This is a genomic window from Agrobacterium sp. ST15.16.024, from assembly GCF_027956545.1.
GTDB lineage: Bacteria > Pseudomonadota > Alphaproteobacteria > Rhizobiales > Rhizobiaceae > Agrobacterium > Agrobacterium cucumeris.
Genome location: NZ_JAQKGO010000001.1, coordinates 863,304 through 887,615, shown reverse-complemented (window position 1 = coordinate 887,615; position 24,312 = coordinate 863,304). Strand labels below are relative to the sequence as shown.

Annotated in this window: 30 protein-coding genes; 5 read left to right on the top strand and 25 right to left on the bottom strand. The window is 63.2% G+C overall.

Annotation, left to right across the window (positions count from 1 at the left end):
- Positions 1 to 21: 21 nt before the first annotated feature.
- The 9 genes from PL640_RS04400 to PL640_RS04360 all read right to left on the bottom strand — a co-directional run bounded on the left by PL640_RS04400 (position 22) and on the right by PL640_RS04360 (position 9,200).
- Positions 22 to 1,422: a sensor histidine kinase gene (locus PL640_RS04400; RefSeq protein WP_046798674.1), complete on the bottom strand. Its 1,401-nt coding sequence runs from the start codon at positions 1,420 to 1,422 to the stop codon at positions 22 to 24.
- Entirely contained in the window at positions 1,412 to 2,083 is a 672-nt protein-coding gene (locus PL640_RS04395; RefSeq protein WP_003509815.1) for a response regulator transcription factor, read from the bottom strand. Before PL640_RS04395 ends, PL640_RS04400 begins: the two co-directional genes overlap by 11 nt.
- Positions 2,084 to 2,174: 91 nt before the next feature.
- Positions 2,175 to 2,429, bottom strand: a complete 255-nt coding sequence (locus tag PL640_RS04390; RefSeq protein ID WP_035218215.1) for a hypothetical protein — start codon at positions 2,427 to 2,429, stop codon at positions 2,175 to 2,177.
- Positions 2,430 to 2,565: 136 nt separating this feature from the next.
- Positions 2,566 to 2,772, bottom strand: a complete 207-nt coding sequence (locus PL640_RS04385) for a hypothetical protein (RefSeq protein ID WP_271360915.1) — start codon at positions 2,770 to 2,772, stop codon at positions 2,566 to 2,568.
- A 34-nt stretch (positions 2,773 to 2,806) separates the two neighbouring features.
- The gene (locus PL640_RS04380) at positions 2,807 to 6,607 is read right to left on the bottom strand and encodes a baseplate multidomain protein megatron (RefSeq protein WP_271360914.1); all 3,801 of its coding nucleotides are present in this window, start codon (positions 6,605 to 6,607) and stop codon (positions 2,807 to 2,809) included.
- Between the two features lie 15 nt (positions 6,608 to 6,622).
- The gene (locus tag PL640_RS04375; protein WP_271360913.1) at positions 6,623 to 7,057 is read right to left on the bottom strand and encodes a C40 family peptidase; all 435 of its coding nucleotides are present in this window, start codon (positions 7,055 to 7,057) and stop codon (positions 6,623 to 6,625) included.
- Positions 7,054 to 7,938: a DUF2163 domain-containing protein gene (locus tag PL640_RS04370; protein ID WP_271360912.1), complete on the bottom strand. Its 885-nt coding sequence runs from the start codon at positions 7,936 to 7,938 to the stop codon at positions 7,054 to 7,056. The genes PL640_RS04375 and PL640_RS04370 overlap by 4 nt, the downstream gene beginning before the upstream one ends.
- Positions 7,935 to 8,573, bottom strand: coding sequence for a TIGR02217 family protein (locus PL640_RS04365; protein ID WP_269698433.1), 639 nt, complete (start codon positions 8,571 to 8,573; stop codon positions 7,935 to 7,937). The genes PL640_RS04370 and PL640_RS04365 overlap by 4 nt, the downstream gene beginning before the upstream one ends.
- Before the next feature lie 45 nt (positions 8,574 to 8,618).
- Entirely contained in the window at positions 8,619 to 9,200 is a 582-nt protein-coding gene (locus tag PL640_RS04360; protein ID WP_271360911.1) for a phage tail tape measure protein, read from the bottom strand.
- A 112-nt stretch (positions 9,201 to 9,312) separates the two neighbouring features.
- On the opposite strand from PL640_RS04360, the gene PL640_RS04355 reads away from it, so the two are divergent.
- A complete protein-coding gene (locus tag PL640_RS04355) occupies positions 9,313 to 9,540 on the top strand; it encodes a DUF4160 domain-containing protein (protein ID WP_271360910.1) in 228 nt (75 codons plus the stop codon).
- Positions 9,533 to 9,937, top strand: a complete 405-nt coding sequence (locus PL640_RS04350) for a DUF2442 domain-containing protein (RefSeq protein WP_065115206.1) — start codon at positions 9,533 to 9,535, stop codon at positions 9,935 to 9,937. The genes PL640_RS04355 and PL640_RS04350 overlap by 8 nt, the downstream gene beginning before the upstream one ends.
- A gap of 5 nt (positions 9,938 to 9,942) precedes the next feature.
- On the opposite strand, the gene PL640_RS04345 is transcribed toward PL640_RS04350, so the two are convergent.
- From PL640_RS04345 to PL640_RS04335, 3 genes are read right to left on the bottom strand one after another with little or no spacing between them, the layout of a single operon-like run.
- Positions 9,943 to 10,155, bottom strand: coding sequence for a rcc01693 family protein (locus PL640_RS04345; RefSeq protein WP_046798666.1), 213 nt, complete (start codon positions 10,153 to 10,155; stop codon positions 9,943 to 9,945).
- A complete protein-coding gene (locus PL640_RS04340; RefSeq protein WP_271360907.1) occupies positions 10,152 to 10,511 on the bottom strand; it encodes a gene transfer agent family protein in 360 nt (119 codons plus the stop codon). The genes PL640_RS04345 and PL640_RS04340 overlap by 4 nt, the downstream gene beginning before the upstream one ends.
- On the bottom strand, positions 10,511 to 10,918 hold the full coding sequence (locus PL640_RS04335) for a phage major tail protein, TP901-1 family (protein ID WP_142839399.1): 408 nt from the start codon (positions 10,916 to 10,918) through the stop codon (positions 10,511 to 10,513). The genes PL640_RS04340 and PL640_RS04335 overlap by 1 nt, the downstream gene beginning before the upstream one ends.
- Before the next feature lie 92 nt (positions 10,919 to 11,010).
- Between PL640_RS04335 and PL640_RS04330 the strand changes: the two genes are divergently transcribed.
- A complete protein-coding gene (locus tag PL640_RS04330) occupies positions 11,011 to 12,210 on the top strand; it encodes an MFS transporter (RefSeq protein WP_271360906.1) in 1,200 nt (399 codons plus the stop codon).
- Between the two features lie 7 nt (positions 12,211 to 12,217).
- Here PL640_RS04330 and PL640_RS04325 read toward each other — a convergent pair whose 3' ends face one another.
- The 12 genes from PL640_RS04325 to PL640_RS25805 all read right to left on the bottom strand — a co-directional run bounded on the left by PL640_RS04325 (position 12,218) and on the right by PL640_RS25805 (position 21,225).
- Positions 12,218 to 12,613 carry a DUF3168 domain-containing protein gene (locus tag PL640_RS04325; RefSeq protein WP_271360905.1) on the bottom strand — a complete coding sequence of 132 codons (396 nt, stop codon included), beginning with the start codon at positions 12,611 to 12,613 and terminating at the stop codon, positions 12,218 to 12,220.
- Positions 12,610 to 12,945 carry a phage head closure protein gene (locus PL640_RS04320; RefSeq protein WP_271360904.1) on the bottom strand — a complete coding sequence of 112 codons (336 nt, stop codon included), beginning with the start codon at positions 12,943 to 12,945 and terminating at the stop codon, positions 12,610 to 12,612. Before PL640_RS04320 ends, PL640_RS04325 begins: the two co-directional genes overlap by 4 nt.
- A gap of 3 nt (positions 12,946 to 12,948) precedes the next feature.
- Positions 12,949 to 13,518, bottom strand: a complete 570-nt coding sequence (locus PL640_RS04315) for a head-tail connector protein (RefSeq protein ID WP_271360903.1) — start codon at positions 13,516 to 13,518, stop codon at positions 12,949 to 12,951.
- Positions 13,519 to 13,715: 197 nt separating this feature from the next.
- Complete coding sequence (locus PL640_RS04310) at positions 13,716 to 14,984, bottom strand: phage major capsid protein (RefSeq protein WP_271360902.1); 1,269 nt, start codon at positions 14,982 to 14,984, stop codon at positions 13,716 to 13,718.
- Between the two features lie 36 nt (positions 14,985 to 15,020).
- Positions 15,021 to 15,593, bottom strand: coding sequence for an HK97 family phage prohead protease (locus PL640_RS04305; RefSeq protein ID WP_052817609.1), 573 nt, complete (start codon positions 15,591 to 15,593; stop codon positions 15,021 to 15,023).
- Positions 15,594 to 15,639: 46 nt separating this feature from the next.
- The gene (locus PL640_RS04300) at positions 15,640 to 15,960 is read right to left on the bottom strand and encodes a DUF6107 family protein (RefSeq protein WP_046798657.1); all 321 of its coding nucleotides are present in this window, start codon (positions 15,958 to 15,960) and stop codon (positions 15,640 to 15,642) included.
- A gap of 195 nt (positions 15,961 to 16,155) precedes the next feature.
- A complete protein-coding gene (locus tag PL640_RS04295) occupies positions 16,156 to 17,322 on the bottom strand; it encodes a phage portal protein (RefSeq protein ID WP_271360901.1) in 1,167 nt (388 codons plus the stop codon).
- 244 nt (positions 17,323 to 17,566) lie between these two features.
- Positions 17,567 to 17,875 (bottom strand): Dabb family protein, encoded by a 309-nt coding sequence (locus tag PL640_RS04290; protein WP_046798947.1) that lies wholly within the window; start codon positions 17,873 to 17,875, stop codon positions 17,567 to 17,569.
- A 57-nt stretch (positions 17,876 to 17,932) separates the two neighbouring features.
- On the bottom strand, positions 17,933 to 18,571 hold the full coding sequence (locus PL640_RS04285) for a hypothetical protein (RefSeq protein WP_271360900.1): 639 nt from the start codon (positions 18,569 to 18,571) through the stop codon (positions 17,933 to 17,935).
- A gap of 506 nt (positions 18,572 to 19,077) precedes the next feature.
- Complete coding sequence (locus PL640_RS04280) at positions 19,078 to 20,337, bottom strand: DNA-packaging protein (protein WP_271360899.1); 1,260 nt, start codon at positions 20,335 to 20,337, stop codon at positions 19,078 to 19,080.
- The gene (locus tag PL640_RS04275) at positions 20,334 to 20,861 is read right to left on the bottom strand and encodes a hypothetical protein (protein ID WP_271360898.1); all 528 of its coding nucleotides are present in this window, start codon (positions 20,859 to 20,861) and stop codon (positions 20,334 to 20,336) included. Before PL640_RS04275 ends, PL640_RS04280 begins: the two co-directional genes overlap by 4 nt.
- Positions 20,862 to 21,174: 313 nt before the next feature.
- Entirely contained in the window at positions 21,175 to 21,225 is a 51-nt protein-coding gene (locus PL640_RS25805) for a hypothetical protein (RefSeq protein ID WP_404944516.1), read from the bottom strand.
- 65 nt (positions 21,226 to 21,290) lie between these two features.
- On the opposite strand from PL640_RS25805, the gene PL640_RS04270 reads away from it, so the two are divergent.
- Complete coding sequence (locus PL640_RS04270; protein ID WP_269698841.1) at positions 21,291 to 22,931, top strand: alpha/beta hydrolase; 1,641 nt, start codon at positions 21,291 to 21,293, stop codon at positions 22,929 to 22,931.
- Positions 22,932 to 22,958: 27 nt separating this feature from the next.
- On the opposite strand, the gene PL640_RS04265 is transcribed toward PL640_RS04270, so the two are convergent.
- Positions 22,959 to 23,798 carry an SDR family oxidoreductase gene (locus PL640_RS04265; protein WP_271360897.1) on the bottom strand — a complete coding sequence of 280 codons (840 nt, stop codon included), beginning with the start codon at positions 23,796 to 23,798 and terminating at the stop codon, positions 22,959 to 22,961.
- Positions 23,799 to 23,941: 143 nt separating this feature from the next.
- On the opposite strand from PL640_RS04265, the gene PL640_RS04260 reads away from it, so the two are divergent.
- Positions 23,942 to 24,310, top strand: a complete 369-nt coding sequence (locus PL640_RS04260; protein WP_271360896.1) for a winged helix-turn-helix transcriptional regulator — start codon at positions 23,942 to 23,944, stop codon at positions 24,308 to 24,310.
- The last annotated feature ends 2 nt before the right edge of the window (positions 24,311 to 24,312 follow it).

The window sequence follows — 24,312 nt, the reverse complement described above, 5'->3', positions numbered from 1 at the left end:
TTTCTTGCCTTTTTTCTTGCATCACGCAAGCTCTTTTGAAAGGCCCGGCAAAATCAGATCGGCTTTCAGCCCGCCGATGGCGCTGCGCGACAGCGAAAAGCGGCCATGGTATTCTGACACCACCTCGGAAACGATCGACAGGCCGAGTCCGGTGCCCGGACGGCTCTCGTCCAGCCGCCGGCCGCGCTTCATCGCCTCGCTGATCTGTTCCGGCTCCAGCCCCGGCCCGTCATCCTCCACCGTCAGCTCCACCCAGGACCGGCGGCCTATTTCGGCATCGGAGGAAGGATGCGTGCCGGTGGCAAGCGTGACGACCACTCTGGTCTGCGCAAAACGCGCGGCATTTTCCAGAAGGTTGCCGACGACTTCCTCCAGATCCTGCTGCTCCATGCCGAGTACCGCGCCCGGTTGCTCGAAATTCAGCACGAACTGCTTTTCGGGGTTCAGGCGGCGCATCACACGCACCAGCCGTTCCAGCGCCGGTTCCGCTTCCACGCGGGCAAGGATGGAGCCGCGCTGGGCGGCGATGCGGGCGCGGGAGAGATAGGATTGCACCTGCGCCTGCATGGCGTCGGCCTGCGCACGCACCAGATCGCCATGCTGCGGCTCCAGCGTGCGGGCCTCGTTCAACAGTACGGCAATCGGTGTTTTCAGCGAATGCGCGAGATTGCCGACCTGCATGCGGGCGCGCTCCACCAGCCGGCGGTTGCTGTCGATCAGCGCATTGACCTCATTGGCCAGCGGCTGGATTTCACGCGGGAATTCACCTTCGAGGCTTTCCGCCTCGCCGCCCCTTATCTTGCCGAGCGCGACACGGGCCTGATCGAGCGGCCGCAGACTGTAGAGAATGGCAAGGCCGTTGACGACCAGACTGCCCACACCAAAGACTGCCAGCGCCAGATAGAGGCTGTTGGAAAAATCACGCACATCGTCTTCGACGACATTCAGATTGCCGGAAACACGGAAACGGGCCGCCCGGCCCTCCCCGTCCAGCACGACTTCCGTTTCCGCCACACGCACCTTGTTGCCGGCCTCGTCGGTAACGGCATAAAATCGCTCGTATCTGTTGTCGAAGGGGGCGTCGAGAATGCTCGGCACCGGCAGCGTCGACACGCCGAGCGAGGAAGACACCAGCGGCGCAGTCTGGAAATTGCCGAGCGGCTCCACCACCCAGTACCAGCCGGTATCGGGCTGCGAAAACCGGAGATCGCCGAGCTGCGGGCTGCCGGCCAGCGTATTTTCGTTGGAAATCGTCACGGAATTGATGACGTTGTAAAGCTGCGCCCTGAGAAGATCGGTGAAGCTGCGCTCCACGCCCTGCCGGTAAAGCGTCGAAATGACGACGGCGATCACCACCAGCGCCAGCGCCGACCAGGCGGACGCGAGCAGCAGAACGCGGGCGGTGAGAGAATTACTTCGCATCTGCCGGCGCTTGCATCCGGTAACCGAGACCACGGATCGTCTCGATCAGATCAACCCCGAGCTTCTTGCGCAAACGTCCGACAAACACCTCGATCGTGTTGGAATCGCGGTCGAAATCCTGATCGTACATATGTTCGACCAGTTCCGTGCGCGAGACGACTTCGCCCATGTGATGCATGAGATAGGACAAAAGGCGGAACTCGTGCGAGGTGAGCTTCAGCGTCGTGCCGTTGACGGTTGCCTTGGAGGATTTGGTGTCGAGCCGGACCGGACCGCAGACCAGCTCGGAGGAAGCGTGGCCGGCGGCACGGCGGATGAGCGCGCGCACGCGGGCAAGCACTTCTTCCACATGGAAAGGCTTGGTCACGTAATCATCGGCGCCGGCATCGATGCCAGCCACCTTGTCGCTCCAGCGGTCACGGGCGGTGAGGATGAGGACCGGCATGGCCTTGCCGGCCGCACGCCATTTTTCAACGACGGTGATGCCATCCAGCTGCGGCAGGCCGATATCGAGGACGATGGCGTCATAGGGTTCGGTATCGCCGAGATAATGCCCTTCTTCGCCGTCAAATGCCTGATCGACAACATAACCGGCCTCTTTCAGCGCGTCGGTCAGCTGACGATTGAGATTGGCATCATCCTCAACAACGAGAATACGCATTGTCCGCCCTTTCCTGTGTCCCGGCCCGCCTGCGTTCCGGTCATGCTAAGTGTCTCGGATTGTTTTCCGATATTTCGGCGATGCGGGCAAGCTACATCGGCACGCGCATCGTTACCTTGCGCGGGCGCTCGCCATTGCCCTGGACGAGAACGGTGACGACACAGGACTGACCGTCGCCGGAAGGATAGACCGAAAGAAGCTGGCCACCGGTTTCGCGCACAACACGGGCGACGGCTGCGCCGCAATCGCTGGCAGCCAGAATGTAGTGGCCCTGCTGATCAGCCTCGGGCGCCGTGAAACCGGAAAGCCCGGCTGCAAGCGTCGCGATGATGAGAGGTGATGCCATTCTACAAACTTCCAAAAACCGGGTGCGTCTCGAACCTTATTGTGACCGAATATGTAGCGCAAAGCGTCTGAATGGCAAATGAATGCTGCCCCCGCCGCCAGGAGCCGCGGCGGGGGTTCTGCTGCTGCGATTATCGTCAGCGGATGGCGCGGGTTGCCGAAAGGCGGCCATAAAGTGCAATCAGGCCGCCAATTCCGCCCGCCACCGTTACCAGCCCTTCCGCCAGTTCACCGTGCAGGCCGGCCGGCAGGTCGAGGCCGGCGACGCTGAAAAGCGGCGCAAAAACCGCAATCAGTGCGCCCCAGATGGTGCGTGATTGATACCATGCCTTGGTACTGTCCATTCTCTCATCCTTTGCGTTGTTTTTCAGGCAGTTGTCAGAGCGGGAGAAAGGCTTGCGCCACCACTCCCAGAGGCACCGCGCGGCCGAGCTGGCGGACACGCACGGAAATGTGATCCCGCAGGACCGGGAAATCTGTGAGTTCGGCTGCGACAGTGTAAAACCAGCGGGGTTCGGAAACCTCCGACACGCGTTTGACGGCCTCACCTTCCAGCACCTCGACACGGTATCGCTCGAAAGGCTCGTCCAGTGGGATGTCGCTCGCATCCCAGCCATCGGCCTCCATCCGGCTCCGGCGTTTCCATCGGATCAGCACGCCATCCTTTTTCCGTTCGCCGGAAAGATGCACCGGGGAAAGCGGTATCTGCGCCCGCAATCCACCCTCGAAGGCGAAAGGCCCGGCCGAAGCGCCCGCCTTTCCCGCCGCCTCGACGATCCAGTTCAGCCGCCATCCCCGTTCGCCAACGGCAAGGCCGAGTGGCCGCACCGCCGCATCCAGCATCACCGCCGGTGCGCCCGCCGGCGCACCGGCAGCCAACGCATCTTCCGTGCCCGCAAGTCCGCGCAGGAGGTTGGAGAGCCGCCAGCGCGAGGGCGCAATTTCTTCGGCCTTTGCGAAAGCGACGATCTCCCAGACGCCGTTTGCGGCCTTGATGGCGATGCGGTTTTCACCGTTCAGCACCGACAGCTCGTTTGCCGAGGCGAGCCCGCCGAAAGGCAGGTCGATCAGGACAGCATTCGTCCGGTCGAAACGGCCCGAAGGGCCGGGTAAAAGCGGCTTCGCCAGCGCGCCGATCATGGCCGGCTGGTCGAGCACGGCGCGTTGCCGGTAACCTTCCGTGCCGGAGGATGCGGAAACGAGGATTGGCCGCCATGGCCTTGCGAAGGCTGCGATCCTCGCCGAATGCTCCGGCGCGACGCCATCATGATGCGGCAGGTCGAGAAACAGCACTTCCGGCGCGAAACCCTCGGCACCACTTGCATTGCCAACGCGCCGCTCATCCACCACGCCGGCAAAAGCCGAAACGGCAGTGGAAAAGGCGCGTGCCTCCACCTGCCGCACCGCGCCATCCTCGATGCGGCTGACCAGAAACCGGCCTGCCCGCGCCAGTGGAAAAGCGCCGTCCGGCAGTCGGATACAATCGCCGGGTTCGAGGGCGATATCGGCGGGCGGCAGGGCAAAACGCACTGTGCGCCGCGCCTGACGGTTGTCGCGCAAGGCTGCCTCGACGGCGGCTTCCGCCGCTTCCGCCGGCAAGGCGGCGTTGAGGTCGAGCCGCATCACCCGGCTGCCGGCATCATCGATGCGGCGGGAACGCGTGCCCGCCTGTTCGTAATCGAGCGCCGGGTTGAACGAGGTCAGCATGACTTCAGCCGCAAAATCGCTGTCATGGCCGCGATTTTCCGACCAGAGCGGCTCGTCATCGAGATCGGCAAGCACGGAAATATCTCTGACGGGTAAAACCGCCGTATTACGCGAGCGGAAGCGCAGGGTGCCGCCGTCCTCCGCCACATCCAGCTGAAATGCCGCCATCAGCGGCTCCAGCAGCGCGCGGGCCGAGGTCACATCACCCTGCACATAACCGGTCATGTCGCCGCTGACGGCGGAGACGTCGAAAGCGGGAAAGCCGTGATCGGTCAGGATCGCAGCGATGGTATCGGCAAGTGTCGCCGTGCCCAGCCGGCCGTTCAGCCAATGGCCGGTGCGCCAGTTGCCGCCATCGCTCCACACCGCGCCATTCTGCGGAAAGGCGGGATAGGGCCGCGCATCCCAGGTCCAGAGATAGACCCGGTTTTTATCCACCATCGCCGTATCGCCCTGATCCCAATGGTCGAGATGCACTTCCAGAAACCGCCGCTGCTGGCTGTCTGCCCGGTTCCGGCGGGAGAAATAGGGAAAGGCGTTTTCCGCCGATTTCGGATCAGGAAAGACATTCGGCCGCGCGGCGCTCTTGTCCACCGCCGGGCAGCCGAGTTCGGTGAACCAGATGGGTTTCGAGCCCGGCACCCAGAGTGTCGGCGTGGGTTTCTCCACGCTCCGCACCCGGTCGTAATGGCGGTTTCCCCACCAGTTCCCGATGTCCTTGTAGCGGAAGACCCACGGCCTGCCCTTCAGCCCGTCGGTGATGGGCGTGCGTCGCCGCGCGACGCGATCGGCATCGCTGGCATAATACCAGTCGAAACCCTCACCAGCCGTGATGGCGCGTCGGAAAGCGTCAACATCATCCGGGCCAGTCATGCCATCAGGATTGCCGTTTGCGGCATCCTCGTCGCGCCAGTCGGACAGCGGCATGTAATTGTCGATACCGATGGCGTCGATATCGGGGCTCGCCCAGAGCGGATCGAGATGGAAAAAGACATCGCCCGAACCATCCGCCGGCTGATGGCCGAAATATTCGCTCCAGTCCGCCGCATAGGTAAGTTTCACCGCCGGCCCCATGATGGCGCGCGCATCACCCGCCAGCCGCACCAGCTCCTCCACAAAGGGGAAGGCATCGTTCTCATCGCGCAGGCCCGTCAGCCCGCGCAGCTCCGAGCCGATCAGGAAAGCATCCACCCCGCCTGCTCTCACCACAAGCGCCGCATAATGCAGCACCATACGGCGATAACCCTCATCGCGGTGGCAAAACCGCTCGACTTCCCGGCGCGCCGCAACGCTGCGGTCGGGAGAGCCGGGCCTTTCGGGTGCGGGAAAACAGGTGATGCGCCCGCGCCAGCCATAAGCATCCTGTTCGCCCTTGCCATAGGGATCCGGCAGACCATTGCCGGCGGGCACGTCCATCATCACGAAGGGATAAAGGCAGACCTTCAATCCACGAGACTTGAGGTCGGCTATCGCCTGCAGCACGCTTTCATCATCAGGCGTGCCGCCATAGGCCGGGCCGCCGCCATGATGACTGACCGGATGCGCCTCACCACGCGAAAGGCCGGCAACCGACCATGGCGCCGTTTCGCCATCGCGGGCCGCCACTTCCACGCCGGGCAGAATGCGGCACTCGCCCGCCCGCATATCCGTGCCGAACCAGCTCACCACCAGCGCCACGCTTTGCAGGTTGGGGCACAGCGCCTGCAATTCGTCGATGGCCGCCTGCCAGTCGGTCGCTGCAGTCAGGCCGTTGCGGTTCATCACCCGGCTTTGTCCCATGCCGGTGCGTTCCGAAACGGGGGCCGTGGCGTAACCATGTTCCGTTGCCCCTGGAATGACGGTGATGGCGCGGATCGATTTTTCCAGCCGGCCGACCGGCCGCATGACTTCGAACTGCATCAGCGGAATACGATTGCCATAGTCGTCGAGCGGCAGGCGCTCGAAGACCACATAGGCCAGCCCGCGAAAGGCAGGCGCATTGCCGCTGCCCTGTTTCGCCTCGATCAGCGGATCCGGCAATTGCGTTTCGCTGCCGGAATAAAACCGCATCTCGATGCCGGTGAGATCAACTTCGCGGCCGTCCGCCCAGATGCGCCGCACCATGGCAGCCTCACCTTCGCAGAGGCCGACGGCGAGATTGGCGAAATAACGAAAAGTCTCCACCTTCGGGCCGCGATTGCCCTTGCCGCCGCGCCGCTCCACCTCGACGCTTTCCTCAAACCGCGTCGCCCAGATCAGCGTGCCGCCGATCCTTGCCGTGCCGTAAAGCCGGTTAATGGCCGCTCCCTCATCCGCTCCCGGAATACGCGCCGTCGAAAGCCGTGCGCCCGATACGGTGCGGCCGCTGGAAAGCAGGGCACGGTCGACGGTATTGCCCGCCAGCGCACCGGCCGCCTGGCCAATGATGGCACCCACGGGGCCGAAAATGCCACCGAGCGCCGCACCCGCCGCCTGAAAAACTATGGTCGCCATGCTTGCCTCGAAAATTCAGGGATCGGGGAACCGGAAAACACCGGCGATGCGCCGCTTCCAGCCCGGCACCAGCGTGGAACACACCACTGCGGCCTGTTCATAGGCGTGGATGAAATGCTGAGGCCCGGCGAGAATGCCGAGATGTTTCGCCGCTGCATCGGCCCGCCAGCGAAACAGCAAGAGGTCGCCCGGCCTTGCCTCATCCATATCAGGCACCGCCAAAAAATGGCGCTTCGCCGCCGCCATCAGCCGGTCTTCACCGCCGCGTTCGGCCCAATCAGGCGCATAGGGCGGCAACAGCTCCGGCTCGGCGCCGTATAATTCACGCCAGATGCCCCTGACCAGGCCGAGGCAATCGCAGCCGACGCCCTTTAACGAGGCTTGATGCCGGTAAGGCGTGCCTAGCCAGCCCTGGGCCAGCGCCAGCACTTTTTCTACGGTATCACTCATGGAAACAGTGCCTTGCCATCATGGGTCTGGCCGCCGCTGGCGTAAGAATAGGCGAAATCCGCCCCCGGCAGGTGCGGGAAGCCCCTGAAATTCAGGTGATTGGCGAATTTCGTTCGGCACGTGGCGAAACTCTTGTCACAGCCGGCGGTGATGGAAAAACCGTCTCCGGGCAATGGCATGCGTTCCGGCGCGAGCCAGAAGGACAGAAGCGCGCCGCCGTCGCGTCGCACATGACCGTCGAGATCGAAACCCCTGCCGGCGAGCGCGCCGCTCAAAAACCGCAACTTCCCCCTGCTGAAGAAACCATCGGCGAAAGCATCAAGCCCCGAGACCAGCAGGTTGCCCGTCGCATCCACCGCCACCACGCTGCCATTGCCGGTGAACCGCGAAAGATCGACGCCGCAGCGCCGGTCACCCAATGCGGCATTGCAACGCCGCCCATAGACCCCGCCCTGCGGCTGGCCGAGGCGATGGGCAAGGCTGCGCAACTCGGCGCGAAACGCCCCGCCCGCCCGCGTCACCTCGCCGATCTCGCGCATGGAAAGCAGCACATGCTCATCCAGCGCCTGCCAGTTGACGAGGAAAAGCTCCACCTGTGCGCCATCGAAACGACCGGTGGCAAGATCATCCTCCGCGATCGCCTCGCTGGAAAAACCGCCCGCCACCTCGCCGGCACTTGCGCCTAGCCCGGTTTCGCTGTCGCTGTCGCTCGCCCCGAAACCGCTGGCGGCCAGATAGGCCGTGCCGGCAAAGGATAACGTCTCATCGTGGTCGGTAAAGCCGATCACAACGCCATCCTTCAGCGTCACCTTCCAGCAATGGCAGGTGGTGGTGGCATCGCCCTGCAGATGCGTGGCAAGGGCCGGAGGAACGGTTTTCATGGCAGGATTTCCATCAAGGGAATGGAGGGAATGCGGCCGGCCTCGAAGGCGGTGAGGTTGACGTCGATACGATCGATCGCAAAGCGCACCGGCACGTCGAATTCGAAACCCGCCCGGATCGCCGCACCTGCAGGTGGCACCTTGCCGGCACGAAACGTCACCGTGCCGGTTAGATGATCCACCGACACATCCGAAGGCGGGACCTTCACCCCCTCGACGGAAACGAGGACAGAGCCCTCTACCGGCTTTTCCACCCGCCTGATGAAGGCACCGCCGGCATCGGCATAGGTCTTCACCAGCTGAAACTGTGCGGTTGTGCCATCGCCGGTACCGATCCTCTGATCTGTGGCGGCAGGTGTCCCGCCCGGCGGACAGGATTTGCAATCGACGGGGTCACGAAAGCGGAAACCATAAAGCTCACCGCGCCGCGCCTCGAAAAAGGCGAGCACCTCGTAAAGATCAGCCACCGAGCGGATGCCGGAGCCGGCATCATAAGCGCGCCTCGCATTCTTCCAGCGCTGGTTGCGGCTCTCGCGCCCATTTGAGAGATTAACGATATCGGTCCGCCGCACCGGCCCGCCGCTCACACCAAGCGCCAGTCGCAGCGGAAACCGCACTTCATGAAATGCCGCCATGTCGTTGTTCCAGGAATCTTTTTGCTGTGTTGAAAGGTCGATGCGTCACAAACCGCGCTGGCCACGCCCGACGCTGCGGGCCAGCATGGCGGCGATCTGGCCTTCGCTTTTTTTAAAACTCGCCGCATCGGTGGCCGTCACGTTGAAGACGATCTGCGCACCACCACCGCCCGCCGGTGCGGCCACACCCAGCGCGCCATCAGAACCGCGCTTCAGCGGCAGGATCGCTTCCGCTCCCGCCTCGCCCATCAGGCCCAGCCCACCGCCCATCGGAAAAAAAGCGGGGCTGGAAACCACGCCGCCATCAGCAAAAGGCGTGATGCCGCGCCCCGGCACCCCACCATCGGCAAAGGCAAACAAGGAACCGCCACCGTTCAAAAGCCCGCCAACGGCATTGCCGATCATATTCTCCAGCGGCTTCAACCCGGCAGAAAGTGCCATGCCCGACAGGCGTTCGCCGAGCCCGCGCAGCACATCGTCCAGCCCCCTGCCACCCGTCGTTGCGGCCTGCAGGGCGCTGGTCAGCGCCACCCCGAACCGCTCGGAGCGCTTTTCGAGATCGCCCATCACATCCGCAAGCGCTTCCGCCTCCTCGCGGTTCTCCGCAATCGATCCTTCGCCTGCCATCGCGCTTGCCTTTCTGATTCAACTGGGGAATGCATGCTGCTGAAACAGCTTTCAAAAAGTAGCTATTCAGCCAACGCTCTTTAAAAACCCAGCTTGTTGGGTTATGGTTTTCATGGTCACGGTTCTGCGACAGCATGGCATGCGTTTTGTCATCTACACGGCCGATCACGAGCCGCCGCATGCGCATGTCTATGGAGAGGGTGAAGCCCGCATCGACCTCGTCAGCCTCACCGTTCTCACGCAGGGCGGCATGTCGGACCGGGATGTGCGGCGCGCCGTTGTCGTGATTGAGGAGAACCGGATGCTGTTTATGCAAACCTGGAGACGATATCATGGTTGACGTCAGCGATGCCGAACTTGCCGCCGCCAGGGAGCGCTGGCAGCAGGAACGTGCGGAACGCCCTATTCCGGTCTCCGTGCGTTTCGAAGCGGCATCGGCCCGCGTCATCGTCGATTTCACCAATGGCGCCTGCTTCATGTTTCCGGCCCGGGCGCTGGAAGGTTTGCAAGACGCTACCGCGCAACAGCTGGCTGAAGTCGAGCTCCTCGGCGAGACCGGGCTGCATTGGGAAAGTCTCGATGTCGACTATACGATCAGCGGGCTGATGAACGGCATTTTCGGCAGCCGTATATTCATGGAAGCCCAACGCAAGGGCGGCCAATCCCGCTCGCCGGCAAAGGCAGCGGCCAGCCGTGCCAATGGCGCGAAGGGTGGCCGTCCGCGAAAAATACCCTGATACCGTCACCCATCAGGAAACAGCCGCATCATCGCCTCCATCGCCTGACGATCGGGGCTGCGGGAGATGGCACGTGCGCCACCCGTCATCGCGAAAAACTCCCTTGGCGTCAGCCGCCAGAAGGTTTCGGAGGAAAGCCGCAGCAGGCAGAAGCCGGCATGGATGACCGCCTCCCAGGGGAAAGGGCGGGGCCTCGCCTCGCCTGCTGCGGCACTCAAGGGTCCGGCTGTGTTTCTCCTTTCGGGCCGCCGAAGGTGGCGGTCAGGAGATCGGCGATGATCGCGGCATGGCCGGCGATGCCGCCTTCCACGGTTGCCGCAGCCACGTCTTCGTCGGAAAACACATTGCCCGCGCCGCGCAGGCCTGCGCCGATGACCCGGATCATATCGGCGGCCTTCATGCGCCCGGTCGCAAAGCGTTCAGCGAGCGCGGTGAGATCATCGGTCTGAAAGGCGGTTTCGAGTTCGGCCAGCGCCCCGAGCGTCAGGCAGAGAATGCGCCTTTCACCGTCGATCAGCGCCTCGATCTCGCCGCGATGGCGGTTCGCCCGCCCGTAACGCAAACCCTGCGGCATCACAGTGCTCCGAATGTGAGAGGACCGGCCGATTCCAGCGCGATCTCGAATTGCACCTCGCCATCGTGGCGACCGGAATATTCAAGCGCGACGATCTGGAACGGCCCGGTCACGGTACCGAAATCGGGGATGAGGAGTTGCCAGCCCGGAATGCTGCCGGCAAAAAACGCGCCGCGTACCGATGCGTCACTCGCCTGATCCTTGAAGATACCGGATGCCGTCAGCGACGCCCGCTGTACGCCGGCGCCGGCCAGAAGCTCGCGCCAGCGCCCCGCACTTTCGCCATCGGTTATGTCCACGGCCTGCGCGTTGAAGGCCAGCCGCTTTGTTCTCAGTCCCGCCACGGTCACATAGGAACCGGCATTGTTGATCTTCAGCAGCAGGTCCTTGCCCTTCTGCGCCACCATGTTGTTCTCCTTACCGTTTCGATTGATGTTGCCGGGCCGCAATGGTCCTGCTACCAATTGTTTCTCCGCATTCCGCACCCCTGATTTTCATCATGTCCGAAGCCGCTCCCTTCCCGTCCCGCGCGCGCCTTATCGGCGTGCTTGCGGTTGGGCAGATCATCAGCTGGGGCAGCGGGTTCGACATGCTGGCCGTGCTCGGCCCACGGATCGGGCAGGAACTGGCCATCGCCAACGAGGTGGTTTTCGCCGGCCTCACCGTCATGATGACGATCAGCGCGCTCTGCGGTCCGCTTCTGGGAAGAACGCTGGTGCGCCACGGCGCGGCACCCGTGCTTGTGGCGGGTTCATTGCTGTTTGCCGCCGGTTTCACCGTGCTCGCCTTTGCGGGCGGTGTGGCAAGTTATCTGCTCGGCTGGGCCGTGATCGGTTTTGCCGCCACCTGTGGCCTGACGACGGCCGCCCATGCCGCTGTGGTGGAGCGCGTCGGGGCGGAAAGCGGCCGGTTGCTGACGCTGCTGATGCTGTTTACCGGGCTTTCGGCCGCGGTTTTCCTGCCGGTGACCGCGCTTGCCGACCAGCATCTCGGCTGGCGCGGCACGCTTGTCGCCTATGCCGGTCTGCAGCTCTTCGTGCTTCTGCCCCTCTACGTCTTCGTTCTTCCCGGCCGGCTGGACCGCAAAGCCACGGGGTCGCGGGAGGTGGCCGGGGCTTCGCGCCCGCCCGTCGATACACGCCGCGCCTTCATGCTGCTGGCCGCAATGACGACGATCAGCGCGTTTACGACCTTCGGCCTGTCGCCGCTGCTGCCCCTGCTGCTGGTGCAGGCGGGGGCGACACAATCGCTGGCCGTGCAGCTGGCATCCGCCCGCAGCGTGCTTGCGATCACCGCGCGCGGGCTGGATTTCCTGCTTGGCAAACACGGCAACCCGTTCGTCACCGCCATGATCGGTCTCTGTCTGCTGCTCGTATCGCTCCTGCTGTTGCTGGCCTTTGCACCGGCCATGCCGGCTTTCATCGGCTTTATCGTATTCTTCGGTTTTGGGGCGGGCGTGCTCACCGTCAGTCGGGCGGTCCTGCCGCTGGCGGTGTTTTCGCCGGAAGAATATGGCCTTCAGGCCGCGCGCATTTCCCTGCCGCAGAACCTCGCCATCGCCTTTGCGCCTGTTATCTTCACGCTGGCGCTGGATCGTGGCGGGGTCTCGGCCATGCTGACCATCGCTTCCGTGCTGATCGGCATTTCGTTTGTACTGCTGCTCGTACTTTGGAAAACCATGCGCAGGCAGGCTTCCTGAAAGAGGCTCATTCCGTTACCGCGCGGAAACGCATGTCCGCGATGAAATTCCGCGACTTTGCTTCGCGCCGCGAGCGGCAGGAGCGTAGTTGCAGGTTGACCAGCGAGACATTGGCGAGCGGCAGGGCGGCATCATCGAGCAGGGCTTTCACCCGCTCTGTGATTTCGCCGGCCTGTTTGCGGCCGGCGGCATCGCTCCAGATTTCCAGCGACAGGACATGTTCCTCGGCTTTTTCCGTCGCGGTCGAATAATCCCGGCTGTCAATTTCGCCGATGACGATGCAGGGCATAAGCGCGCGCGGCAAAAGCCGGTCGACGATGCCGCCTGATGTCAGAGCCATCAGCACTGCATCGCCTGTCAACCGCGCAAAAACCGCCTTCAGAAGTGCGTTTGCAGCGCTCACAGGCTTTCCTCCTCGCAGCGGCAGACGATGAAGCGGCGGGTCTCGTCCGGATCCATCACCGTGCGAATGCTCAAAATGCGCCGGCCCTTGCGAAAGCGCATGCCGGCCGCGATATCGCTGCGCCAGGTGAGCCAAACGCGATGGGTGATCGTCACGCCCTCGGCCGAAGCACGCTCATGGGACGCCTCTGAAACCGGTTCGATCGCCGCCCAGAGCGAGCGCAGGACAGCCCAGCTTTCCAGCGCACCGCCCTGCCCGTCCGGCATCTCCGTCCGCATTTCCAGCTCCAGCCGCGCCGTCAGCCTGCCGGGGTCGAGAAAAACGAGATTCATGGCTTAAAGCCCCATGCGGCAGAAGGGCGCCACCAGCCGCTCGTAACCAGCCGGAACCACTGCGGGCTGATTTTCCAGGGCAACGGCGCCGCGAAAGGCAAACATCTGCGCCACATGCATCAGCATGGCGCGTTTCAGCGTATCCGGCACATCCGTCCCGGCTTCGCCATAACCGGCGATGAAGTCGATTTCGATACCGTTCATCATCCGTCCGGGGGCCGGCGAATCGCGCAGCCACAGCCGCGCCGGACGGGCCGCGCCGTCCAGTAACTTATCAGCGGCGGTGATATTGGTCTCGCGCCCGTCGATGCCAAAAACCAGAATCGTTTCGATGGTTTGCACCGGTGTCTTGGCAATCGGAATCACACCCGTCTGCGGCCATTGGTCGAGATAAAGCCGCCATGTCTGGCGCAGCAGGCAAAGGCCGGTCACGCGCTCCAGATGCTCGCGGGCGGTGCGGATCAGCGCGGCAAGAAGCGCATCCTCGTCGCTGCCGTCGAGACGCAGATGCGCCTTGACCTCGGCAAGGGTCAGCGGCTCCGCCTGCGGCGAATTTATGAGGGCATAGGTCATGGGGTCTCCGGGATGACGCAATTACGGGCTGGATGAGCGAGCGGGTGCAACAAGTTTCTTCTCCCCATGGGGGAGAAGTCCGCGGCAGCGGGATGAGGGGGCAAGGGTAATGGTATCCGGCAACGTTGCCCCCTCATCCGGCCCTTCGGGCCACCTTCTCCCCGGCGGGGAGAAGAAACGAGCGGCACCGTCGAGGGTCAATTCACCCCGAATTTCACCAGCTTGATCGCCTCGAAATTCTGTACGCCGCCACCCACGCGCTTGGTGGTGTAGAACAGCACATAGGGTTTGGCCGAATAGGGATCGCGCAGGATGCGCACGCCGGTGCGGTCGACGACGAGATAACCGGAGCGGAAATCGCCGAAGGCGATGGCGAAGCTGTTGGCCGCAACATTCGGCATGTCTTCCGCCTCCGTCACCGGAAAGCCCATCAGCGAGGCGGGCTGGCCGACGGCGGCGGGCGGGTGCCAGAGGTAAGCGCCGGTCGTGTCCTTGAAGCGGCGCAGCGCCGCTTGCGTCTTGCGGTTCATCAGGAACGCGCCGTTCTGGCGGTGGCCGGCCTTCAGGCCATAGATGGCATCGAGCAGCACATCCATCGGCCCGGCGGAAGCGAAGCCGGCCGAAACGCCGGTCGCGACATAACCGATATTGCCCCAGCTCCAGCTGTCATTGGCAACGGGTGTATAGGCGAGAAAACCTTTGGGTTTGTTGACGCCATCACCGGCAATGAAAGCGGCAGCCTCCTGTTCGGCAAAGGCGATATCCACTTCCGAGGCGATCCATGCCTCGACATCAACAGCCGCGTCGTCCAGCAGGCCCTGGGTCGCGGCGGGCATGGCGTAGAGTTCCATGGTCGGGAAAGAAAGCTCAGACAGCTTCGGTGTCGCCGTCTCGGGACGGGCCGCGGTTTCGGAGACCCAGCCGGTGGCCAGTCCGCCGGCGGCGAAGGGTTTCTTCAGCACGGCCGTCGACACCTGCCGCACGGTGGCGAGCGCCCGGATCGGCGAAATCGCCGTCATGCGCCGGCCAATCTCGCCATCCGTCTCGGTCGGCACCAGAAAGCCGCCATCCGCGCCGCTCGATCCGGCAAAGGCCTTGGCCTCCAGATCACGCAGCGCGCCCTCCTCGCCCCGGCGGATATAGGCCTCGAAGGCCGCCTTATGCTCTTCGGCATCGTGCGAGGGCGCATCCCTGCGGCCAAGCGCAGGCCGCGCCTTCCTGAGCGCCAGATCGTCCATGATCCTCCTGTTATCGTCGAGCGCCCTGTCGATACGATCGAGCTTGTCGCGGGTCACGATATCCGCACCCATCTTGCGTTCGATGTCATTGAGCCGCTGGTCGTTGGTTTCGCGAAAAGCCTCGAAGGCCTCCATGAACTCGTCGAAGGCCGCCGTCATCGTGTCGGGCACGGCCTTTACCTGCGGCGCAACGGTCATTGCGGCCGGTTTTGTCATCTGGTCTGTCATGTCGCCATCCTTGTTTCAGAAATACGTGTCGGGAAGTCAGCGTTTGAACGCGGTGTCGAACAGCGAGCGGGCGGCGCGGCGCATGCTGCGCGCCAGTTCGGTCTCGCGGTCACGGAAAAAGCGGGCATGTTTGACGTCGGACACCCGCGCCGAAGGCAGCATCGGAAAGGTCACGACCGAGATTTCCCAGAGATCGGCCTCCAGAATGCGCCGCACGCCGGAACGTTCGGCCTTGCCCGAGCGAACCGTGCGGAAACCGATCGACAGCCCATCGAGCGCGCCGGTCTTCATCAACGAATGCACCTCGCACGAGCGGGCAACACCTGGCGCCAGAACGCCCTCGACATAAAGCCCGCGCTCGTCCTCGCGAATGGTGCGCCAGGCGCCGATCGGCTCGGCCGGATCGTGCTGGTAGAGCATGCGGATGCCGGCCGCTCCCCGTTCCTCGATGGAGCGGCGGAAAGCGCCGCGCTCGATCACGTCACGGCCGAGGTCGACCTCGCCGAAGACGCTGGCATAACCGGAAAACGTGCCGTCGCCGGCGATGCCGCGCAGTTCCAGACTGGCGAATTTGCGCGTGGCGGGACGCGGCCCGCGATAGGCGTGCATGGGAAACTCCTGCGATGTGAAAATGAAGCCGCCTTGCGGCGCGGGCTCAGCTGCGCGGGCGTGTGCCATAGTGGCTGGCCACGCGCACCATCACGCCCAGCCCCCACCAGGCCATCATGCTTGCGGCGGCGGAGCCCGCCACCATGATTTCCCGGCCGGAAAGCGCACCGGCAATGTCGAGCTGCTGCACGATCCACAGGCCGATAGGCCCGCCGAAGATCATGCCGCAGGACACCCCGGTGATGAAACGGCTCGCCGCTTCCCGTTTGCTTTTCGGCAGCAGATAAACAAGCGACACGCCGGCACCCGCGACGGCGCCGGTGATGCGGGCGGCCCAGATACCGGCCTCATTGGCGAATTCAGACATGGGTAATCATTCCGGTTTAGGATGTTGCAATCGGGCGAACGCACCGCGTCGCCCGCAGGTGCTGTTTGCGCGCCTGCGGTGGGTGATTTCACGAGTCTTCGGAGAAGCTTGGGCGGAAAGCCTCACAAAGAGAATCCGCCACTTCAGAAAATGGTTCAGCAGAAACAGACGGCTGTGAAAGCGCGGTTAGCCCCCTCAGTAACCGACGGCTTCGCGTTTTTCCTCGTCGCTCAGAAACGAGGCCGCGCCGATGCGGCTCCACAGCGCATCCCGCTCGCCGGCGAGCCCGGCGATCTTGTCGAGATCCGGCTCCAGACGCAGCCCGGCGCCGAAGACCGGTGCGAGCCAGCCGCACAATCTTGCCGCCGTGCGGTTGACGAGCGGCAGCACGGTGAGGCGATAAAAGGCGCGGTTCGCCTCCTGGTAATTGGCATAGGTATTGTCGCCGGGAATGCCGATCAGCATCGGCGGCACGCCGAGCGCCAGCGCGATATCGCGGGCGGCTCCGTTGCGGGCTTCCAGAAAATCCATGTCGCGCGGCGAAAGGCCCATGGCCTTCCAGTCCAGCCCGCCTTCCAGAAGCAGCGGGCGGCCGGCGTTCATCGCTCCCTGATACCCCTCCTCCAGCTCGCGCTTCAGCCGTTCATATTGCTCGGTGGAAAGATTGCCGCCTTCCTTCGGCTGATAGACCAGCGCGCCCGAAGGCCGGGCGGAATTGTCCAGCAGGCGCTTGTTCCACTGGCTCGCGGCGTTGTGCAGATCAAGCGCGGCACCTGCGGAAGCCAGCGACGCAAAACCCGCCCGGTCATCCAGCGGATGGAAAAGCTTCAGATGCAGCAGCCCCAGCCCATCGCGCTCGGCGGCGATGCGGCGCGACGCACGCCCTTCGGCGCGGTAGTCATAAGCCACCGGCCAGCCATCCGCCCCCTCGACAATGCTTACCCGATCCGGCCGCAGCAGATGCAATTCCCTTAAACGCCCGCCGATCATCAGAGGTTCGACATAGGCATTTCCGGCCAGCATCAGGTGACCATACAGCGCCTCGAAAAAATCCGGCCCGCCCATATGCGCGCCCGGCTTTGTCAGGAGCGCCAGCAACGGATGATCGCCGATTTCCTCGTCGCCGTCATAAAGCAGCCAGTTCACCGATGCGGCCGCTTCCGCCACCATGCGGGCGGCACGGTGGGCGACCGGGTTTTTCATGAAGCCTTCGCGCGCAAGTGCGGCATAGGACCGGCCGGACCAGAAGGCCTGCCCGCCCTGCCTCGCCACCGCCATGAAGGCACCCGACGTCATTTTGCTTTCGGGCACGGCTTTGCCATCCGCCGGGCGCAGCCACGGCAGGGAAAACGGAAATCGCATGGAGTTGTCCTTGTTTTAATGGCGTGTTGGATCCCGTGCACGCTCACACGCCGTCACCCCGGACTAGATCCGGGGTCCAGCCAGCCCAAGTCCTTGGGCTGAAAAAGCCCTTCTCGCCGGGCAGACGCGCGGCGGCTGGATGCCGGATCAAGTCCGGCATGACGGAGGAAAGGTTTGCGTACCTTGCCAGCAGACCAGGTGCGAATATGCCTCCCGCTTTCGCAGGCGAAGGCGAAGGCGAATATTACCGGATCGGCGCTTTCACCGCCGTGTCGCTGTTGAAATCAGCGGCAACGCGGGTTTCGCGCAGCGGCTTCACCGTGCGGGTCGAAAGATCATAGGCGGGGTCGGCCTTGTAGGCCGCCAGCGCCGCCTCGTTTTCGAACTCGCCGTAAACGATGAAATCGACCGAGTTGCCCCATTGGTCCTTCTTCACGTTCTCGCCTATTTCCAGCGTCAGCGCATGCGGGATCGCGGTGAGGCCGGAAAGCCCCTTGCGCACGGCGTCGCGGTTTTCCTCGGGAACGGTGAAAAAAACGATATGGCGGATCACGGTGTCACCTGTCATGCAAAATTCGAAGGCGGCCTTCTGGGCGCGCGTAACGGGTTATCATCTGGCCCGCCCCGGTTCAATCCGCGCCGCGACAAGGGCGCGATGAAATGCGCGTGCGTGGCCAGCCACAAGCCGCGCCCGGTCGCTGCCATTGATAATGGCGCGGGCACCCTCCCAGTCCTCCCGCTGCGCGCCGAAGAAATCGGCAAGCCGGCGGCCGGTAAAGCTGCCGGCGATCATGCCGTGGATCAGGATGGCTGTTGCCACCTCCGTTTCCATGGCCCGCTCGGGCCGCTCCACAAGGTCGATGCCTGTCAGCGCCGACATGGCCTCGTAGTTGCGGCGATGCGTCAGCTGCACGAAGCCCCGCCCCAGCCAGCTTTTTCCGTCCGTGTCCCGTTGCCAGTAGGGTTTGCGAACCATCGGCAGGCGGCCGGCCGCAAAGGCACGGTCCAGCCGCGCAATCGCCTCCGCATCGCTTGCCGCCAGGGTCTCGCGCACCGGCTGCATGGTGGCAGCCGTTTCGTGAAAGCTGGTCGCCAGCATATAGGCCAGCCAGCGCGCTTCGCTTTGCGGCACGGCCTTTGCACATCCGGCAAGTATGGTCTTCGTCCCCGCAAGTTGCGCGGCGCGCAGGCGGCCACCAAAGATCGAAACCCGCACCGACGCGAAGAATCGCGCCTCGTCATAGGCCATAGCCGGCTCCTGAAAATGAGAGGCGATATGACGCCCGGTTTTTCCACATGACGGCCGTCAGGACTAAATCGATTTGAAAAAACCTTAATCGATTTTAATCCGCAGGCCGTGGTTTTGGGGTAAAAAATTCCTTGAGTTCCGGAACCTTGGCGCGCTAACTCCATTCACCGCGCAATCCAGCTGCGTTAACAATTCAAGGAGGAATGCCACCATGACAGCGACAATCCCCCAGACCGTTTATGACCGTCTCGAAAACGAGTGGCGCCAGATGCGCGAAACCGGCTCCCAGCCGAAACCGGCGCAATCTCCGAAGAAGTAAGACCTGTCCGACGCCCGATCATGGGCGGATATGGTGCTGAAAATTTCTTCTCCCCGCCGGGGAGAAGATCGCCCGAAGGGTCAGATGAGGGGGTAACCTCTCCGAATATCTTGACCGTAGCCACCCTCATCCCGCTGCCGCGACCTTCTCCCCCTCGGGGAGAAGAAACAAGCGGTGAGCGCTCGCCTCACATCCCGCGCACCCTCGGCTCATTCACCAACATCGTTGTCAGCGCCGTTATCGCCCAGACAAGTGCGTCCAGCCGGTCGGGCGAGCGACCGGATGACAGGCCATCAGGTCCAAAATCCGTCATCTGGTCTTCCAGCTTCTCAAACCGCGCCGCGTGACGCACCCTGCCCTGCTCGTAGAGTGCGGCGACCGGCTCGGCGCGGGTGAATTTTCCTCTGCTGGCCCGCACCAGAGTGAGCGGCAGGTCGGCGTCTACACTCTGCAGCATCGCCCGCACCATCTCTCCGCCCTGATTGACCTCCGCCACCACCCGGTCAGCCTCGTGGCGGCGGAAGGCGGCGACCACGGCGCGGGCCCAGCCGGCCGGTGTTTCGCCTTCCACCGAACAATCCGCAAGCACGGCGAGTTTGCCCGACATGCCAAGTCCCGCAACCACGATGCCGCAGCAGGAATTTTCACCAGCGCCGGCAGGCGGATCGACCGCCACCACGATCCGCGAGAGCGGCTCATCCGTCACCTCGACAATTGCTTCCAGATCGGCGCGTTTCCACAATGCGCCCTCGCGCTCGTCGATCAGCTCGCCGCCGATTTCCTGACGCCCCAGCCGCGTGCCGCCATAACGCTCATGCATGGCCTTCAGGAAACCGGGAGACAGGTTCTGCGCATTCATGGCGGTCGGCATTCGCGCAACCCGGGTCGAAGGATCGGCCAGCAGCGCCTTCAACAACGGAATGGGCCGCGGCGTCGTGGTTACCAGTTGCCGGGGCGCTTCGCCCAATCGCAGGCCAAATTGCAGCATGTCCCAGGTTTCCTGCGGATATTTCCATTTTCCCAGCTCATCCGCCCAGGCCATGTGGAATTGCGGGCCGCGCAGGCTTTCGGGGTCTTCCGAGGAAAACACCTGCGCCATCGCGCCATTCGGCCAGAGGAGCCGGCGACGCGTAACTTCGAAAGCGGGACGGCGACGGCGGGCGATGCGGCAGATGCCGGAAATACCGTCGATCATCACCTCACGGGCGTCACCCAGCGTTTCTGCAATGAGCGCGATGCGCAAATCCGATTGTTTGCCGGCGGAAGCAATGCCGTGCACCCACTCGGCACCGGCGCGGGTCTTGCCGGAACCGCGCCCGCCGATCAAAAGCCATGTCCGCCAGTCACCCCCAGGCGGCTGCTGCGGCAGGTTGCCAAGGAAACGCCAGTCGCGCGAAAGGGCAAAGACCTGATCCTTGATATGAGGGTCGGGCGAAAGCTCCGTCATGCATCAGGTTCCCGGCATGCAACCGGCGTCAGCATCGCCTCCAGCTTGGCGCGGCATTTCTGGTCGGCCAGTTCGTCGATGCGCCTCAGGAAATGCGCCACTGCGGCCTCGTAGTCTTCGGCACCGGTTTCGTCCTCAGCGGCAAGCGCTTCCCTCTCTTCCGCCAGCACCCGTTGCAGGGCGTCGATGCGCTCCAGCGTGCGCACGATCAGCGAAAGCTGATCCGTCGCAGCCTTCACATCGGCACGCGCCTGTTTGCCAGGAGCGTCATCCGCAGCCCCCAACAGGGCCGCCTCGCTCTCCTGCCGCAGGGTACGGTACAGGTGGAACTGATCCCGCATCTCTTCCGTCATCTCGTTCAGCATCTGCCTTAGCTCACCGTTACGCGCCGCATCCTCGGCAGCCAGCTTGTCGGCCCGCGACTTTGTCTCAGGCGCGGTATCCGGCATGTCGTCACCGACATGGGCAGGCCGTTCCGGCCACGCGCTGTAGAGCACCGGGTCGCAAGTGTCAGAATTCGTCATGGGGTCGGCCTGAGAGAAAATAATGTGAATGCGATAGGACGCACCGGCTGGTGGGAATGCCACACGGAACGGGTTCAAATTGCAGGCAAGCCGCAAGCTCCGTCGTCGTCCTCGGGCTTGACCCGAGGATCCACGTCTTCGGCGGTTATGGATCCTCGCCTCAAGGGCGAGGATGACATCGAGAATTGCCGGACGTTTGCCATCAAACCCGAATGCAACCCTTCGAACCGGCCTCTGCCGTCAGCCGCAAATCTCCGACTGTAGCCAAACACTACCAAACCACCGTCACGGTGTAAAGGATTATTTTCCTATTTTAATGATTTTTATCCTGCCAACATGATTTGCACCCTCGCCCGCCGCATATTACACTCCGCGCCAGGCAATGAGCAGAAGGGGCAAGTCAAGTTGGTGAAACAATGGGTTGAGCGGTTGTTTGCGGGTCTTTCGGCAACCGGCATCGTCTTCGGCACGGTCCTGTTCTGCGCTTCGCTCACCCCCTCGCTTCTGCCGCGCACATGGCTGATGCAGGGGGTTCTGTGCGGGTTTTCCTTTGCCATCGGTTATCTGATCGGTGTCGCCCTGCACGCCGTCTGGGCCTATCTGGAACTGCCTGAACCCTCGCGACACAACACGCGCGGCATTCGTTTTCTCATCGCGCTTGCCGCCGCCATCACGGCCATTGCGTTTTTGTGGCAGGCGAAGGACTGGCAGAATTCCATCCGCGTGCTGATGGAACTCGATCCGCTGCCAAGCGCCCACCCCACCAAGACTGGCGGCATCGCGGTGCTGGTCGCCGCCGTGCTCATCGCCGCCGGCCGGCTTTTCCAGCTTATCCGCCGGTTCTTTGCCGCGCGCAGCCGGCATTTCCTGCCGCGCCGGCTCGCCAATGTTCTCGGCATAGCCGCTGCCATCGTGCTGTCGTGGATGCTGCTCAATGGCCTGATCTTCGATATCGGCCTGAAATTTGCCGATTCCTCGCTGAAACAGGTGGATGCGCTGATCGAGCCTGACGTGCCGCGCCCGTCCGATCCGCTGAAGACCGGCAGCAGCGCGTCGCTCATGACATGGGAATCGCTTGGCCGCCGCGGACGTGAATTCGTGGCAGGCGGGCCTGAAGCGCAGGAAATCACCGCCTTCACCCATCGTCCGGCCAGCGAACCGCTTCGGGTCTATGCCGGCCTGAATTCCGCTTCGACACCCGAAGCAAGAGCCAAACTGGCGCTGGAGGAACTGAAGCGGGTCGGCGGTTTCGAACGCAAGGTGCTGCTGGTCGTCATCCCCACCGGCACCGGCTGGATAGACCCCGAAGCGCTGGACACGGTGGAATATCTGCATGATGGCGACATCGCCAGCGTCGCCGTGCAATATTCCTATCTCTCCAGCTGGATCGCGCTGCTGACCGAACCTGACTACGGTGTGGAAACGGCGCGGGCGCTGTTTCAAGCCGTCTACGCCTATTGGACCACCCTGCCTAAGGAAACACGGCCGAAGCTTTATCTGCATGGGTTGAGCCTCGGTTCGCTCAATTCGCAGAAATCCTCCGATCTTTACGATGTGCTGTCCGATCCGTTCCAGGGCGCGCTGTGGAGCGGCCCGCCGTTCTCCAGCCCCACATGGCGCATGGCCACCAATGGCCGGGTTGAAGGTACGCCGGAATGGCTGCCGCGTTTCCGCGATTCCTCCGTCATCCGTTTTGCCAACCAGTATACCACCGCCCATATGCCCGATGCGAAATGGGGGCCGATGCGGATCGTCTATCTGCAATATGCGAGTGACCCGATCACCTTCTTCGAAACCGCTTCGCTCTACCGGCGTCCAGAGTGGATGGCACATCACGGGCCTGACGTTTCCACGTCGTTCCGCTGGTTCCCGGTGGTGACGCTGCTGCAGCTCGGTCTCGATGTTGCCTCCGCCACCACCGCACCGATCGGTTACGGCCATGTCTATGCGCCGGAACATTACATCGATGCATGGACGGAGGTGACGCAGCCGGAGGGCTGGAGCGCCGAGGAGATCCAGCGGCTGAAGATGTTCTTCAAGGCCCGCCGCGGCTCCACCGATCCGGCGTGAGCGCGGCGGGCCTATCGCTTGCCGGCGTCAGCCCCTCAGCGCGTCCAGATGGTCGGCCACATAGGTTTCCAGCGAGCGCGGCGCGTGGCCGGTCAGGGTCTCGACATCACCGGTCACCACCGCTGTCCAGCCTTCACGCACGGGATGAAAGATCGAGGCGAGGAAAGAGGCATAATCCTTCGGCACACCCGCACCGGTGAGGATGCCGATAAAGACCTCGTCCGAAACGGCGGCATAAGACACCGGCTTGCCGATCGCCTTTGAAATCACCGCGGCTGCCTCGCCGTAACCGAAGGCCTTCGGCCCGGTCAGGTTGAAGGCCTTGCCATTAAAGGCGTCAGAGGTCAGCGCGGCGGCGGCGCTGTCGGCGATATCGCGCACGTCGATGAAGCTCGACTTGCCCTCACCGGCCGGCACGGCGATCTGACCGTGCTCAATGCCGGCCTTCCAGTAGCTGTGAAAATTATCGGCAAACCAGTTGGGGCGCAGGATGACGTAAGGCGTACCCGACGCAATGATCTTCAGTTCGATCTGGCGATAGGGAATGGAATCGTCGGCATCGACACCGAGGACGCTGAGGAAGACGACCTTCACCTTGCGACGAGCCGCCTCCTCGACAACGGGCGTCAGCGCGTCGATGGCGTCCAGACGCCCGCCCGCCAGGATCAGGAACAGCCGGTCCACGCCGTCGAATGCATCGGCGTAAGTCGCCCGGTCGGTATAATCGAAGCGCACCCCTTCGGCGCCATCTGCCGCCTTACCGCTGCGCGAGGCAGCCTTGACGCTTTCGCCCTTTGCCACGAGTGCCCTGACCAGCGGCGTGCCGATGGTGCCGGTGGAACCGATTACGAGTATCTTGCCTGTCATCTCAAATATCCTTAGTATCTAATGGAAACCATGTTTCGAAAATACAGGTACTGCGTTTGCGAAATCATGAAAAGAGAGCACTTTTCGGTTATCTGGTTTCCTTGCGGAAACCGGCATGGCCTTGAAACAACAGGGTGAAATCGATGGCGAATGTCTATGACGTTTATGAGGACCGCTGCCCGACACGCATGGTGCTGGACAGGATCGCCGACAAATGGGCGCTGTTGATCCTCGACAAGCTGCGGCGCGATCCCGTGCGCTTCAACCTGCTGCGGCGCGAGATCAAGGGCATTTCGCAGAAGGTCCTTTCGCAGACGCTGAAGAAGCTCGAGCGTGACGGGCTGATTTACCGGCAGGCCTTTCCGACGGTTCCTGTCACGGTGGAATATTCGCTGACGCCGCTTGGGCGAACACTGACCGACACGGTGGCGGCGCTCGCCCATTGGGCAGAGGGCAATATTGATGCGGTGATGGCGGCGCAGAGGGCTTATGACGAGAGGGCGGTGGCTTAGAT